Genomic DNA, 15,247 nt, shown 5'->3' with positions numbered 1-15,247 from the left:
GTCAGCTGTCCCTAAATTCGGTCCGCGCCAGGCCGTTATCGAGATTGATCGTGGTGCGCAGGCGCATGCGTTCCGGCGTCGGCGTCATGATCAGCACAGCGTCTATCTCGATCTTCAGGCCCACACTTTTGTCACCGAGGGTCACCGTTACCTTGGTTGCGCTTTCCTTGAGACGGGGCTCGAACGTGGCAAGGACCGAGCGGATCTCGCGCGCCAGGGTCTCGCGATCAAAGTCGCGGGACGAACGGCCCGAGAAGGAAGGCACACCGTAGTTGACCACACTTCGGCGCACCTCCGGAAAATCGGCCAACGATGGCGGATTGTCTGCGGCCTGTTCACTTTCGAAATCAGAGAGAAGCGGAACAGCTTCGAAACGCTCGGTGTTGAACAAGGCCTCGATGTCGCGCCGCACGGCCTCCTTGAGGACGCGGGCGGATACGACCACGCCACGGCTTTCGATCTCCGCGCGGTGTTGGGTCTGAAAGGCCAGGCGTTGCAGACGCCGCTTCTGATCGGGCGTCAGCTCCGCGTCGGTATCGACAAGCCGCGCGCTGCCCGCCAGCAGGGTATCCAGCCGGTCTGCGCCAAGCTCGTCCTGTAAGGTCTGGCGCAGCCCGTCTATCTCGGAGGTCACGCCCGGCAGGTCGTTGACGAGGCGGTCCCAAAGAGAGGGCTGGACCGCTTCGCGTTTCGCTCGCGAACTGCCGGTTACCTGTAGCTTGTCCGCGCCGGGCCGCCGCACCTCACTTGCCGACATAGACATCCATTTCGATTTCGTCATCCTTGTTATAGACGAACTTGATCTTCTTGTAGGCGAAGCTGACCTCCTCCTCGATCAGGTCCGCTTCATCTTCGGCCTGTTGCATGTCGTATTCCATTATGGAAGCGTCGGTCAGGGTAACGACCAGATAGTCGCTGGTCTCGCCATCGATGGTCCGGCGGGCGGAGAACACAACTTCGTCCAGCGCCTTGTTGTCGAACAGCGCCTTTTTCAGATACGGCGATGACTTGTCATAGTGCTTGGTGAACTTGATCATCCCCAGGGACACACGACCGCGGCGTGAGAGCGAATTCGGATCGTACGGCGCGATTATCTTGTAATCGACCCCATGCACTTCGATTTCATCCTCGTGGCCGTCTCGAACGCTTGGACCTTTGATATCCGGAACCTTTAGAAAACCATCAATTTTCACTGGCATTGTCTTTCTCCACCGCTTTCAAACAGAACAAGGTGTGGTTGCTGCGAATCAAGTCTTTACGGACGGGAGTTCCGACACCAGTCGGAGCGAAGCGTTGATGCCCTCCAGCTGGTAATGCGGGCGCAGATAGAAGCGAGCATTGTAGTAGCCCGGCCGTCCTTCCACGCTGTCGACCTGGACCTCAGCCGCAGCAAGCGGGCGCTTGGCGCGCGCCTTGTCGTCGGCAAAGGCCGGGTTGGCCAGCACGTATCGGTTGATCCACTCGGTCAACCAGATCTGCATGTCGGAGCGTTCCTTAAACGACCCGATCTTGTCGCGCGCAATGGCCTTGAGGTAGTGCGCAAAGCGCGAAACCGGGAAAAGATAGGGCAGGTTGGCGCTCAGTCGTTCATTTGACTGTGCGTCGGGATCGACCAGCCGCCCGGCACGTGTCTCGTCGTCCTGCAGCGAATGCGCACCGATGAAAGCCGCGAGATCCGTGTTTTTCCTGTGCAGGATGGGCATCAGCCCCAGCTTGGCCAGTTCCGCCTCGCGCCGGTCGTCGATGGCGACTTCCGTCGGACATTTCATCGCGATCGACCCGTCGTCGGTCGGGAAGCTGTGCACCGGCAGGTTGAGCACCGTGCCGCCATTCTCGACGCCGCGGATCTGCGTGCCCCAACCGTAGAGCTTATGGCTGCGGTTGATGTTGACGCCCATCGGGAAGGCGGCGTTCATCCAGACATATTTGTTGTGGTCGCCGTGGACCTCTTCCTCGAAGGTGAAGCCCTTCACCGGAACGGTCTCCGCGCCATACGGCAGTCGTGCCAGGACGCGGGGCATGGTCAGGCCGATGTAGCGCGCGTCCTCGCTCTCGCGCAGCGATTGCCACGAGGCATAGGCCGGGTTCGAGACGATCATCTGCAGGTCCTGCGGGTTCGGCAGTTCCTGCCAGCTGTCCATGCGGAACAGCCGCGGGTCGGCGGCTGCGATGAACGGCGTATGCGCGGAGGCACAGATGCCCGAGATGTTACGCAACAGGCCGACGTCGCGCGGATGGTTCGAGAATTCGTAGGCGCCGATCAGGCAGCCGATCGGCTCGCCACCCAGCATCGAATACTCGTCCGTATAGACCTTCTTGAAGATCGGGCTTTGATCCCACATCTGGCCTTCGTAGTCTTCAAGCGTGTCGGCAAGCTGAACCTTGGAAATGTTCATCACCCGGATCTTCAGCTTCTGATCCGTCTCGGTGTTGTTGACGAGATACCAGAGGCCGCGCCATGTGCCTTCCATTTCGCGCACTTCCGGCGCATGCAGGATCTCATTCACCTGCTCCGACAGCATCTTGTCTATTCCCGCGATCAGCGACTTGATCGACTTGATCGCGTTGGACGAGATGGTTGTGGTGTCGGAACGGGACTGCGCCGCGAGCGCGAGATTGCGCACGAGTTGCTGCAGCTTCTCGCTGTCGTCCTTCTTGACCTTGAAATCCTTCTCGAGGAGCCCGCTGAATTCTCCGAGGTCGATGGCTTCCGCCTCAGCGGCGACGGCTGCGGTTTTTTGTTGTTCGGCCATGATTTACTCCTGAACCTTATCGTCGTCGGATAATGCCTGGTTGGCGATCTTGCCGAGAAGCGGCTCGTTGTTCAGAAGTTGCGCGATGCGCTTTTCGGCGTCGACACGGCCATCCATGAAACCGAGCAGCTCCTCGAGCTGACGACGCATCTTGAGGATCTCGGCCAATTGCGGGACTTGCTCGGCGATCTTGTCCGGGGCGAAATCGCCCATTTTGGTGAAGGTGAGATCGAGTGCCAGCTCCTCGTCCCGTTCGGCGCCTTCAGCCTGGGGTAGTGTATTTTTCACTCGGGCTTTCACGCGTGGCCCAAGTGCCTCCATGAACTTGGGGAAACGGTTGGCGTCGGTCTCGACAAAGGCGCGGTCCAGCACCGATTTCGACGCCTCCCTGGTCTGTGAAGCGCCGGAGAGGTCGGCCATCACACCCATGACAAACGGCAGTTCGATCGTCGTCGGGCTGCCGTAGGTCTCCACGTCGTAGGCGATCTGCACGCGCGGAGCGCGATTTCGTTCGATGACCTTCGCTTTACTTTCGGCTGGCATGGCTTGTTACCTTTCATCCTTCTGAGCCGTCTTCTTGGCATCGGGAACGCCGGCAAGAAGCCGGAATTCCTTCAGCCCCGACGGGGCGAGATCTTCCATCAGTTCAACGAAATCCATATGCACCATCCGGCGCACGCGGCGGGCGAGGTGCGGGATCGGGCTCGACGGTTCGGTGCGGTCATAGAAGGCCACGACAAGGTCGAGGCATTTCACGACGTCGTCGCGCGAGGAAATCCGATCCGGGAGCCCCGTGCTCGGTTCCGCGTAACTTGCCATACTTGCCATCGTATCGGCTCCATTACCGTTTCGAACAGGCGCTGCTGGTTCTGCAGGCGCGGAAACAGGCTTTGCGGCGCCATTCGCGGTGACGCCGGCGGCCGAGTTTCGTTCGAGGGTCGTCAGCAAACGCTGCAGAAACCGCTTTAATTCCGGAACGGTGGCGCCGCTGCCCTCGATGCGGGCATTGAGTGCGGTCTCCACCGCCTCGAGGGCCGCGATCGCGGCGCGCGCATTGGCAAAGAGCGACGTCATCTCCGCGCCGGCCTGATCGATCTGTGCGGCGCATGCGCTGCGCACCCGGTTCACCAATTGGCTGTGCGCGCTCGCCAGAGCCGCCTTCTCGGTCGCGTTCATTCCCGAGGCCGCTTCCTGAAGCATGACACGCTCGTCGAGCGCGCCCTTCTCCAGATCTTCGCCGAGGATCGGGCCGATTGCACGCGGCGCGAAAAACGTCATTTTCCGCAAATCCTTGAGCAGGCCATCCTGACTGTTCTGGAGGTCAGTCAGCGCATTGATGCGGCGGAGGGCGGCGTCGCGCGGCGTAGCACCGGACCGCAGAGCCGGGTGCATGGTTGCCCAGTGCTGATCGAAGGTCTGCGCTATGAGGGTCAGGCCCTCAGCCAGCCCGGCCAGCCGATACTCGTTGGCCAGAGCACGCGTAACGATGACGAGGAGGCGCAGGTCCCGGCCGTGTGGACGCAGCTCTTCGGCCTTGGTGAGCACGGTGGACCAGTCGATCGGAACGGCAACTTCTAACTTGGCGTTCCCTTGATACTCGACCTTTTTCTGCTGTTCCGTCAGACGCTCCAGCTCATGAAAGGCTGGATCGTTGCGCAAATCCTCCCCTGACGGATTTTCACCGTCCAGCGGATTCAGCCAGAGTGCGAGATCAATCACACCATCCCCCAGCGAGCGGCTCTTGAGCCGTGCATGACCCAACGTTACCACACCGCGACACTTTACCACAATTTAGTTGCTGCTCAATCTTAATGGAAGCTTGCAGAGGGAGGCCTGAGCTCGAAATCGCTGGCGCAATTGTCGAACCCTGTATGTGAAGGCATCCGCAAGAGCTGGGCACTCCACGGCTGTTTGTAGCCGAAGGCGTCGGCTTTGCTGTCAGGGAAGAAGTCGACTGGTTCGAACAGCCAGACGCCCCGTCGATAACGCTCTTTGTCAAGTCGCTGCTTATGTGGCAGTTTATTGCCTGGCAGATTGGAGGAGCAAGTTCAATGGAACAGCGCCGGTCGTCGCAGAGCTTCAAACGCAAGGAACTGGTCGGTAAGCTCAACCCCGTCTGTTTGCGCGCCTTCAAGGCTGCGGCCGACACCGCCAAACTGCGCGGCAATCCTTATGTCGAGCTCGTTCACTGGATCGAACAGCTGGTGCTTTCCGAGCGCTCGGACATGCAGCTGATAATTGCCGACGCCGGGGTGGATGCGAGCCGGCTCACGGCCGATATGACCCGCGCCGTCGACAAGCTGCCCTATGGCGCCACTTCGATCGAGGAGTTTTCCGATCATATCTTTCACGCCATCCAGGAAGCCTGGAGCCTGGCGGGGCTGGAGTTCAGCGTCGAGGAAGTGCGCAGTGCGCACATTCTGCTCGCCTGCCTGAAGACGCCGGTGCTGGACGGCCTGCTATCGAAGATCAGCGGCGAGTTTGGCAGGATCGATGCCGACGCGGTCATCGCGCGGTTCGCAGATGTCATGGAGGGTTCACTCGAAGCCGGCGCCTGGACTGAGGTTCCCGCCGCCGAAACACCGCGGCGGGCTGCGCGCGGGGATTCGGCGCTGGCCAAGTATGCGACCGACCTGACCCAGCGCGCCCGCGACGGCAAGATCGATCCGGTCGTCGGGCGCGATCCGGAGATCAGGCAGATCGTCGATATCCTGATGCGACGCCGGCAAAACAACCCGATCCTGACCGGCGAGGCCGGGGTCGGCAAAACCGCGGTCGTCGAGGGTTTTGCCTTGCGCATCGCCGAGGGCGACGTGCCGCCGACGCTGCAGGGCGTCAGTGTGCGTATGCTCGATGTCGGCCTGATGCAGGCGGGCGCAAGCGTAAAGGGCGAATTCGAAAAACGGCTGAAGGCGGTCATTGACGAGGTTCAATCCTCCGAAACGCCGGTCATCCTCTTCATCGACGAAGCTCACACCTTGATCGGCGCCGGCGGCGCGGCAGGAACCGGTGATGCGGCCAATCTGCTGAAGCCGGCGCTGGCGCGGGGTGAGCTTCGCACGATCGCAGCAACGACCTGGGCCGAATACAAGCAGCACATCGAGAAGGACCCGGCGCTTACCCGTCGCTTCCAGGTCGTCAAGATAGATGAGCCGTCGGAAGCGGTGGCCGTTCTCATGCTGCGCGGTGTCGCCGGTGTCCTCGAGCAGCACCACAAGGTGCAGATCCTCGATGAGGCGATCGAGGCGGCGGTCAGCCTGTCCCACCGCTACATCCCGGCGCGGCAACTGCCCGACAAGGCCGTGAGCCTTCTCGACACCGCCTGCGCCCGTGTCGCCATTTCGCAGCATGCCACCCCTGCCGAGGTGGAGGACATTATGCGCCGCCGCCAGGCGCTTGAGGTCGAGCGCGGCATCATCGGCCGCGAGGCAGCGATCGGCATCGACGTGGCCGACCGGCAGGGTCGGGTCGAAACCGGGCTCGCCGAGACCGAACTTACACTTACTGCCGCGCAGGAACGTTGGGATCGGGAAAAGGCGCTGGTTGGCGAGATACTGGAATTGCGCGCCAGGCTGCGCGGCGAGGGTGTGCCGCTCGATGCAGTGGAGACTCCGCAGGCGGTCGCCGAAACGGTAAGTGCGGATGTGCCCGAGATCGAAACGCCCGGGATCGAAACGCCCGAAACCGATGCGGATGCAAAGGCCACTGCCGATCCTTCTCCACCCGATCCGGCTGCCGATCTCGCGCGGCTGCGGGAGCTGATGGCCGAACTCGCAGAAGCGCAGGGCGAGACGCCGCTGATCTTGCCGTCGGTCGACCGCAATGCCGTGGCTGCCGTGGTGCAGGACTGGACCGGCATCCCGACTGGCCGGATGCTGTCGAGCCAGACCGAAAAGGCGCTTCGGCTCGCCGCCACCCTGTCCGAGCGCGTGGTCGGTCAGGATCACGCCATGGAAATGATTGCCAAGCGCGTGCAGACCAGCCGGGCCGGGCTCGGCGCGCCCGAAAAGCCAGTGGGGGTTTTTCTGCTCTGCGGTCCCTCGGGCGTCGGCAAGACCGAAACCGCGCTGGCCCTGGCCGAGACGCTCTATGGCGGCGAGCAGAACCTCATTTCGATCAATATGTCCGAGTTCCAGGAGGCGCACACGGTTTCTACCTTGAAGGGCGCGCCACCCGGATATGTCGGCTACGGCAAGGGCGGCATCCTGACCGAGGCGGTCCGGCGCAAGCCCTATTCGGTGATCCTGCTTGACGAGGTCGAGAAAGCGCATCCCGACGTGCATGAAATCTTCTTCCAGGTCTTCGACAAGGGAATGATGGACGACAGCGAAGGCCGGCGGATCGATTTCAAAAACACGCTGATCCTGCTCACCTCGAACGTTGGCTCCGAAGTCATCATGGACCGGACCAGCAGCGGCACGGTACGGGCGGGGCTCGACGATCTCGACACGGCATTGCGCGGCCCGCTGTTGAAGGTTTTCCCCGCGGCCTTCCTTGGCCGGGTGGTAACCATCCCGTACTACCCGCTCTCGGACACGATGATCGAAGCGATCACCCGCCATCAGTTCGCCAAGATCGCCCGCCGGCTGCGTTCAAGCAACGATGCCGAGCTGGTGATCGGTGACGGCGTCATGGATCTGGTCAAGGCCCGCTGCACCGAGATCGAATCCGGCGGGCGGATGATCGACGCCATTTTGACAAACACGCTTCTGCCGGAATTGAGCCGTGGCGTGCTGAACCGGTCGCTCGAGGGCGAAAAGATGACGAAAGTGACTGTCGGAGCCTCCGAAGGAGGATTCACCTATTCCTTCGAATAGCTCAGGCGCAATTCCATAGTTTGTGGTCAAAATCTGCATCAACGGGGGCATCCACACATGAAGCTTGGTACCGGAGCCGTAGGACCGCTCAGGGGCCGTGTATGGACGGCTCTCCGTTGGCAAGGGTTTATTTGAGCATTTTGCAGTTGCTGGTTGGTGCGGCCATGTATCCGACCTGTAAGTGCGGCTTTTCACGCGCCGCTGGCCATAATGCCATTCGCGCGGCTCAGGTCCCGATCGAAAGCTCGCACTCGAGGTGCACGGCCCCAGTGGGTTTTCCTGATCCGGCGGTTTCAACCGGCTCTGTGCATTAGCTCCTGTTCGCCCTTTCCAACTCGTCGGCGATCACTCGCCCTATCTCGATTTATGCGATGATCGGCTCCTTGTAGCGCTCGCCGTTCGTCATCAGTGCCCAGACCATCCGGGCGGTCTTGTTGGCGAGCGCGACCGCCGCCACCTTCGTCGTTCGTCGGGCCATCAGCTGCACGAGCCAGGGTCGCCTCGTCCCGTGCCGCTCGGCATAGCGGATGACCGCCATCGCTCCGACCACGAGCAGCTGGCGCAGGTATCGATTGCCGGCTTTGGAGATGCTGCCGAGCTTCTCCTTGCCCCCGCTTGAGTTCTGCTTGGGAACGAGCCCGATCCAGGCCGAGAGGCATCGCCCCGACTTGAATGCGAGCGGATCGGCGACGGTCGCGACGAACGCACTCGCCAACAGCGGGCCCACCCCTGGTATCTCCATCAACCTGCGACCCAGCTCGGTCTCTCGTGCACTCGCCCGCACCCTGCGATCGTTCTCGAGGATCTGTGCCTTCACGACTGTGAGCTGCGCCTCGAGCATCCGCAGACAGAGCCGCGCGTCAGCCGGTATCCTCGTGTCGTTATCGTCGTTAATGACGACAAGCAGTTGCTCGATCCCGATCCGCCCGATCGGCGCCACGACTCCGAACTCGGACAGATGGGCCCGCAACGCGTTCGATATCTGCGTGCGCTGGCGGTTGAGCATCAACCGAACCCGGTGCAGCATCATCACGCTCTGCTGCTCGGGTGACTTCACCGGGACGAAGCGCATGGTCGGCCTGGTCACCGCCTCGCAGATGGCCTCGGCATCGGCCGCATCGTTCTTCTGTCGCTTCAAATAGGGCTTCACATACTGTGCCGGCAGCAGTCGCACATCATGACCTCGTGCGGTCAGCTCTCTCGCCCAATAGTGCGAGGAACTGCAGGCTTCGATCCCGACCAGACATCGCGGCAGCTTCTCGAAGAACCCCAGCACTCGCCCACGGGTCAGCTTCCTTCGAATGACAACCTGGCCCACGGCATCTACGCCGTGGACTTGAAACACGGACTTCGCGATATCCAGACCAATCGTCGTACCCTTGTCCATCTCAGCTCTCCTCCAGCTCTGGCCCAGCGACTATAGCCGCAAGGCGGAGGAGAGCCGTCCACCGCATCAAGTGCGGACCGTCCGCAATCAGCGCGGAACTGTCAGAAAGCGGAAATAGCGACAGCAGCAGATCGCTCACCTGTCCCAACAAACGACACGCGGTGAGACGGGCGGCACGCCAAACGTGCTGTCAGGGTTGGGCGGAACGCCGCAGAGCGGCGTCCCGTGGCTTCGTTGACAAGTCTAGTTCTTGACCACGTCTTCCAGAAAGAACCGGCCCAGCGGATTCTGGTAGAAGTTCTCGATGTTATTACGCGAGACGTTGATGAACGGGCTGTAGTACAGATCGATCCAGTTGACGTCCTCTTTGGCCATCTTCTGCAGATCGGTGTACATTTGCTCGCGCTTGGCCGGATCCATCTCGATGCGCGCCGCCGCGACCAGCTCCTTGACCTTCTCGTTGTTGTAGCGGGTCATGTAATTCATGTTCGCGTCGTGGCCGAGAACGAAGGTGGTCTTCTGGTCTGGGTCGAGGATGTCGTTGGTCCAGTAGTTGACACAGACGTCATAGTCGCCGGCCACCAGCATGTCCCATTCCTGGCTCGGGTCGACCTTCTGGATTTGGACGGTGACTCCGGCTTTGGCGAGCTGCTGCTGCAGCAGCACGGCGGTCTGCTCGACGATCTCGTCGCCGGCCCGCACGACGTAGTTGAGCGTCAGGTCCGAGGCCCCGGCGTCGGCCAGCATCTGCTTGGCCTTTTCCGGATCGTAGGGCCGCTTGAGATTGTCGGCGTAATAATAGAGCGCGCCCTTCGGGACGTAGGAGTTTGCGACCTCGCCGTAGCCGAACGTCACCGTGTCGACCACAGCCTGCTCGTCGATGGCCATGTCGAGGGCCTGCCGCACCTCCTTCTTCGCCAGCGCGCCATGCTCGTGGTTAATCAGCAGGTGATCCTCGCGGGTCGACGGGTCGAGATGGACGGTGAGGTTGGAATCCTTCTGCAGTTCGGCGACGCGTGAGAACGGCACAAAGATCGCGGTGTCGAGCTGGCCGGCCTGCACGTTCAGCATGCGGGTGTTATCGTCCGGCACGGAGATCCACTCGACGCCGTCGAGGCTGACACGATCGGCCTCCCAGAAATGCGGGTTTTTCGCCAGGATGACACGGTCGCCGCGCCTCCATTCCGTGATGGTAAAGGCGCCAGAGCCGATGGGTGTTTCGGCATATTTCTCCGGACCGAGCGTCTCGAAGCCCTTCTTGGAAAGAACCGAGGCGATCGGGAAGGCCAGCGTCGCCAGGAACGGCGCGGTCGCCTGCTTGAGTTTGATCGTGACGGTCTTTGGATCGGTTGCCTCGACCGCATCCATCACCTTGAAAGGATCCGCCCACAGCGAGCCCTCGTCATCCCTGATGCGGGTGAGGCTGAACACCACGTCGTCGGCCGTCAGGTCGGAGCCGTCCGAGAACTTCGCGTCGCGCAGCTTGAGCGTATAGGTGAGGCCGTCCGGACTGACCTCCCAACTCTCGGCGAGACCGGGCTCTAGCTTGGTGCCCGTCTTGTCGACGCGGATCAGCACGTCGTAGACGTTGGCGAACACCCACAGGTCGATGTTCTGGGCGGTCTTGATCGGATCGAAGGTGGTCGAGTCTTCGCGCCGGCCAATCGTGAGTACGCCGGCTGCTTCTGCCAGCGTCGCCCCCAGGGACAGGCTGGTCATAACGGTGACCAAGCCGATGCGCATCCATTTGCTTCTTAACATCGGTATTCCCCTTCTGGTTTGCCTTTGGTTTCAGTTTGCGACCCCGTCGGCCTGCGGGGTCGCCATCTTCGAGGGAGCAAGCAGCGGCTTGTCCGGATCGATATGCGGAACGGCGGCAATCAGCGCGGCGGTGTAGGCATGCTTCGGCCGGGAGAACACTTCCTCCGACCGACCTTCCTCGACGACCACGCCGCGGTGCATCACCACAACACGCTGGCAGAGATTGCGAACGATTGCGAGATCGTGGGCGATAAATAGCAGCGTGAGCGACATACGTTCCACCAGTTCGCGGAACAACTCCACGATCTGCGCCTGGATAGTGACGTCGAGGGCGGCCACGCACTCGTCCGCAATGATAAGTTTCGGGTCGACGGCGAGCGCGCGAGCTATGCCGGCCCGCTGGCATTGGCCGCCGCTCATCGAGCGCGGCTTGCGGTCGAGGAACGCGCGCCCCAAGCCGACCAGGTCGAGCAGTTCGCCGCAGCGTGCCGGAATTTGCGCGGTCTCGATCTTGCCCTGTACCCGCAGGACCTCCGCCAGCATCTTGCCAACGGTAAGATGAGGATTGAGGGCGTTGTAGGGGTCCTGGAAAACCATGGCGGTTTGACGTCGCAGCATGCCGAGGACTGCGCGGCCCGATGCGATGTCCGCACCATCGAACCGTATCGTGCCTGACGAGACCGGCGTAAGTCCAAGGACGGCGCGCGCCAGAGTGCTCTTGCCGCTTCCGGATTCTCCGACAATGCCGACCGTTTCGCCCGGCATGACACGGAGTGTGACCCCATTGACTGCATCAACCGCGCCTCGCCGGAACAGGCCGCCCGTGGCGAAGCGCACGTGCAGCTTCTCGATATCGACCACCGGCACCGCTCCGGGTGCCCGGAGCTTCTCAGCCTTTGCCGGCATGTCCTCCTCCGGCAGCGAGGGATGACTGGCGATCAGCGAACGGGTATAGGCATGCGCCGGCGCCGCAAGCAGACCGCGCTTCTCTCCAATCTCCACCAGTCGACCTTGCCACATCACCGCGATGCGGTCGCAGACTTGGGCGACGATGCCGAGATCGTGGGTGACCAGGATCACCGAGAGTCCACGCCTGGCGCGGATGTCCATCAGAAGCCGCAGGATCTGCGCCTGTATCGTCACGTCGAGTGCCGTCGTCGGCTCGTCGGCGATCAGGATCCTGGGATTGCTCGATAGCGCCGCGCCGATCATGGCGCGCTGGCGCATGCCGCCGGAGAATTCATGCGGGTAGCTATCGTATTGCCGAGCCGGATCCGGAAACCCGACCTGGGCGAGGATATCCACCGCCGCGGCGCGCGCCGCCTTGGCGTCCAGCCGCTGGTGAAAGCGGATGCCCTCGGTGATCTGGTCGCCGATCCTCATGACCGGGTCGAGATGGCTGCTCGGATTCTGAAAGATCATGCCGATTTCACCGCCGCGCACCGCGAGCATCTCGGCTTCCGGCGCGGTCGTCAGCTCACGCCCGGAAAGTGTGATCGAGCCACCGCTGATCCTGAGCCGGCTCGATGGCAGCAGCCTGACGAGTGAGCGGCAGAGCAGGCTCTTGCCCGACCCGCTCTCGCCGACCAGCCCGAGGACTTCTCCCGGGGCGAGATCGAGCGACACGGCATCAAGCAGGGTACGCTCCCCGCCGTCACCGTCATGGACGACCGTGAGGTCGGTGACCTTGAGCAGCGCCGCGATCACTCGTGAACCCCGAACAAATCGGCCAGCCCGTCGCCGATCATGCTGAAGGCGAAGGCGAGCGTCACGATCGCGAGCCCCGGGAACAGTGTAATCCACCACGCGGTGGTGACGAAGGCTTGGCCTTCCGCCACCATCACGCCCCACTCCGCGACTGGCGGCTGCACGCCCAGCCCGAGATAGCTAATGGCCGAGCCATTCAGCAGGACGAGGACCGCGTCGGACATCGCGAAGACGACCGAGCCGGCAGCGGCATTGGGCAGGAGGTGACGGAACATGATGCGCATGCGGCTGAAGCCAAGGCTGACCGCCGCAACCGCGTAGTCGTGGTTCTTGAGCACGAGCATCTGGGCGCGGATGAGCCGCGCGTAGGAAACCCAGCCGACGAGGGCCATGGCGATGTAAAAACTGGCCAGGCCCGGCCCCAGGATCGCAATGATCGACAGCATCAATACCAGGAACGGGAAGGCCAGGATGATGTCCACCAGCCGCATGAAGATGGCGTCGACTATCCCGCCGAAGAAACCGGCTACCGTGCCCAACGTGGTGCCGATGAGAAAGGGAAAGATAACGCCGATGACGGCGATCTTGAGGTCGATGCGCGTGCCCCAGATGACGCGCGAGAGGATGTCGCGGCCGAAATTGTCGGTCCCGAACGGGTGCAGCCAGGACGGCCCCTGGAGCCGTGCTGTCGCGTCCTGGGCGATCGGATCGTAGGGCGCGATCAGCGGCGCGCCGAGCGCGAGGACGACGAACGCCCCAAGCAGGAAGGCGCCGGCCGCCAGCGTACCGCGGCGGCGAAAGCGGCCCTTCCGGCCGAGCGCTGGCGCGACCAAGGGCTCGCTCACAGCTTCACCCTCGGATCGAGAGCCACCGTGACGATGTCAGCCAGGAAGTTGATCAGCACGGTGGCGCAAGCGAAGACCATCGCCACGCCCTGCACGACCATGTAGTCGCGCGAGAAGATGGCGCGCACCAGCAGCTGGCCCATGCCGGGCAGCGCGAAGACGGTCTCCACCACGACGGTGCCGCCGATCAGCCAACCTATGTTTACGGCGAGAAGGTTGACGGTCGGCACCAACGAATTTGGCAGCACGTGGCGCCAGAACACGATGCTCTCCGGCATGCCGCGCGCGCGCGCGGCAGTCGCCACGTCGGACCTCAAGCCTTCGACCATCGCCGCACGCAAGCTGCGCGCCAGAACGGTCGACAGCGACAGCGAGACAGTGAGGCTCGGCAGCACGAGATGTGCAAGCTTTTCAGAAAGCGTGTTGCCGTAACCGGACACCGGGAGAATGGCGAGTTCGACGCTGAACAGGATGATCAGCATCAGGCCGAGCCAGAAGGGCGGGAAGCCGATGCCGAAGGTGGAAACGATGCGGATAACTTGGTCCGCCAGCCTGCCCTGATTGCGCGCCGCGATCGCCGCCACCGGCACGGCGATCAATACCGACAGCACAACGCTGCAAAGCACCAGCGTCAGAGTGGGCTCGATGCGCGTGGCGATCAGCTTCAGCACATCGATCTTGTAGAGGATCGAGCGCCCCATCTCGCCGTCCGCGAGGTTGCGCAGGAAGTAGAAATACTGGGCGAGCATGGACTCATCGAGGCCGTACTGCGCGCGGATGCGGGCGATCGCTTCGGGGGTGGCGCGGGTGCCGAGCAGAACGCGAGCGGGGTCGCCGGGGATCAGCCGGACAAGGATGAACGTGATCACGCTGATGCCGAACAGCACCGGTAGGAACTGAAGCGGACGGTATAGAACGAACTTATAGCGGTGCATGGCCCTGAGGTGTTTCCCCGTCCGCTCCCTTTCCCCTGCATTCTGCCTGCATCAGCCTGCCTTGTTGCGCGAGAGGAACCCTAAAAGGATCGGATAGTATGCTGCTGGGTTCTCGTAGAAGGGCATGTGACTCGCATTCGGGATGATGTGCAACTCCGACTGCGGCAGGCCAAGCTTCATGCGCAGACCACAGGCAGGTGTCAGTTCGTCGTGCTCGCCATGCGTGATCAGCACCGGCACCTTGATCCTGGGCAGGTCGGGCACCCGGTTCCAGTCCTTGAGATTGCCGATGTAGAGAAACTCGTTCGGACCTTGCATGGTCGCGTAGGGTCCCATGTTCCAGTCGTCGAGCGAGCGGCGCACCGGCGCCGGCCATTCGGGCAGGCGGCAGACATGTCGGTAGTTGAGGATCGTCACCGCCGCCATGTATTCCGGATGATCGTATGTTCCCTGCGCCTCGTGCTTCTGCATCATCGATACAGTCTCAGGTCCCAGCGAAGCGCGCAGGCGTTCCAGTTCCAGAACAAGATGCGGCATGTCGGCGACGGTATCCTCGAGGATCAACGTCTGCAGGTTCTCCTGGTAGGCAAGCGCATAGTCGATCGCCAGCCAGCCGCCCCAGGAATGACCCATCATGTGTACATTGCCGAGTCCCAGCGTCTTGCGCACCGTCTCGGTTTCCTCGACGTAGCGCGCGATAGTCCACAACGAGGTGTCCGTCGGCCGGTCGGAGGCGCCGGTGCCAAGCTGGTCGAACGCCACGACCCTGTATCCATGGTCTACCAGGCAGGAGTGCGATTCGCGAAGGTAGTCGCAGGCCAGGCCAGGCCCGCCGTTGAGGCAGAACACCGTCTCGGTGCTGGAGCCGAAGCTGTAGGCGACGACCTTAAAGCCGTCGACATTTACCTCGATGCGATCGTCGGCCGCCATCTCACGCCACATGATACGCTCCGAATGCACAGCTTTTAGGCATGCTCATATTTTAAGCGAAACGTTGGGAGTGCGTCAGCTATAAGAAGTGATAGGGTGGGGTCCGGGAGGA

12 protein-coding genes are annotated in these 15,247 nt (G+C 62.2%); 1 reads left to right on the top strand and 11 read right to left on the bottom strand.

Annotated elements, in window-relative coordinates:
* Position 1: 1 nt before the first annotated feature.
* Genes tssE through tssA form a run of 5 tightly spaced genes read right to left on the bottom strand, consistent with a single transcriptional unit; the run spans position 2 to position 4,472 of the window.
* Positions 2-757: a type VI secretion system baseplate subunit TssE gene (gene tssE, locus A9K68_RS23690; protein ID WP_065006839.1), complete on the bottom strand. Its 756-nt coding sequence runs from the start codon at positions 755-757 to the stop codon at positions 2-4.
* Entirely contained in the window at positions 744-1,199 is a 456-nt protein-coding gene (locus A9K68_RS23685; protein ID WP_065006838.1) for an Hcp family type VI secretion system effector, read from the bottom strand. The genes tssE and A9K68_RS23685 overlap by 14 nt, the downstream gene beginning before the upstream one ends.
* Positions 1,200-1,247: 48 nt before the next feature.
* Positions 1,248-2,753, bottom strand: a complete 1,506-nt coding sequence (gene tssC / locus A9K68_RS23680; RefSeq protein WP_065006837.1) for a type VI secretion system contractile sheath large subunit — start codon at positions 2,751-2,753, stop codon at positions 1,248-1,250.
* 3 nt (positions 2,754-2,756) lie between these two features.
* Positions 2,757-3,296, bottom strand: coding sequence for a type VI secretion system contractile sheath small subunit (tssB, locus tag A9K68_RS23675; protein WP_065006836.1), 540 nt, complete (start codon positions 3,294-3,296; stop codon positions 2,757-2,759).
* A gap of 6 nt (positions 3,297-3,302) precedes the next feature.
* The gene (tssA, locus tag A9K68_RS23670) at positions 3,303-4,472 is read right to left on the bottom strand and encodes a type VI secretion system protein TssA (protein WP_065006950.1); all 1,170 of its coding nucleotides are present in this window, start codon (positions 4,470-4,472) and stop codon (positions 3,303-3,305) included.
* A gap of 332 nt (positions 4,473-4,804) precedes the next feature.
* Between tssA and tssH the strand changes: the two genes are divergently transcribed.
* Entirely contained in the window at positions 4,805-7,570 is a 2,766-nt protein-coding gene (tssH, locus tag A9K68_RS23665) for a type VI secretion system ATPase TssH (protein WP_065006835.1), read from the top strand.
* Positions 7,571-7,934: 364 nt separating this feature from the next.
* Here tssH and A9K68_RS23660 read toward each other — a convergent pair whose 3' ends face one another.
* From A9K68_RS23660 to A9K68_RS23635, 6 genes are all read right to left on the bottom strand, one after another.
* Positions 7,935-8,957 (bottom strand): IS110 family transposase, encoded by a 1,023-nt coding sequence (locus A9K68_RS23660; protein WP_065010339.1) that lies wholly within the window; start codon positions 8,955-8,957, stop codon positions 7,935-7,937.
* 243 nt (positions 8,958-9,200) lie between these two features.
* The gene (locus tag A9K68_RS23655) at positions 9,201-10,700 is read right to left on the bottom strand and encodes an ABC transporter substrate-binding protein (RefSeq protein WP_095519754.1); all 1,500 of its coding nucleotides are present in this window, start codon (positions 10,698-10,700) and stop codon (positions 9,201-9,203) included.
* Positions 10,701-10,748: 48 nt separating this feature from the next.
* On the bottom strand, positions 10,749-12,425 hold the full coding sequence (locus tag A9K68_RS23650; protein WP_065010341.1) for an ABC transporter ATP-binding protein: 1,677 nt from the start codon (positions 12,423-12,425) through the stop codon (positions 10,749-10,751).
* Positions 12,422-13,258 (bottom strand): ABC transporter permease, encoded by an 837-nt coding sequence (locus A9K68_RS23645; protein ID WP_246811425.1) that lies wholly within the window; start codon positions 13,256-13,258, stop codon positions 12,422-12,424. Before A9K68_RS23645 ends, A9K68_RS23650 begins: the two co-directional genes overlap by 4 nt.
* Before the next feature lie 8 nt (positions 13,259-13,266).
* Positions 13,267-14,205: an ABC transporter permease gene (locus tag A9K68_RS23640; protein ID WP_065010343.1), complete on the bottom strand. Its 939-nt coding sequence runs from the start codon at positions 14,203-14,205 to the stop codon at positions 13,267-13,269.
* A gap of 51 nt (positions 14,206-14,256) precedes the next feature.
* Positions 14,257-15,147: a proline iminopeptidase-family hydrolase gene (locus A9K68_RS23635; RefSeq protein ID WP_065010344.1), complete on the bottom strand. Its 891-nt coding sequence runs from the start codon at positions 15,145-15,147 to the stop codon at positions 14,257-14,259.
* Between the last annotated feature and the right edge of the window lie 100 nt (positions 15,148-15,247).

The sequence above is a fragment of the Mesorhizobium sp. AA22 genome (genome assembly GCF_001672375.2).
Classification (GTDB): Bacteria; Pseudomonadota; Alphaproteobacteria; order Rhizobiales; family Rhizobiaceae; genus Mesorhizobium; species Mesorhizobium wenxiniae.
Note: the sequence above shows the minus strand (reverse complement) of the source record. Positions and strands in the feature narration are given on the sequence as shown.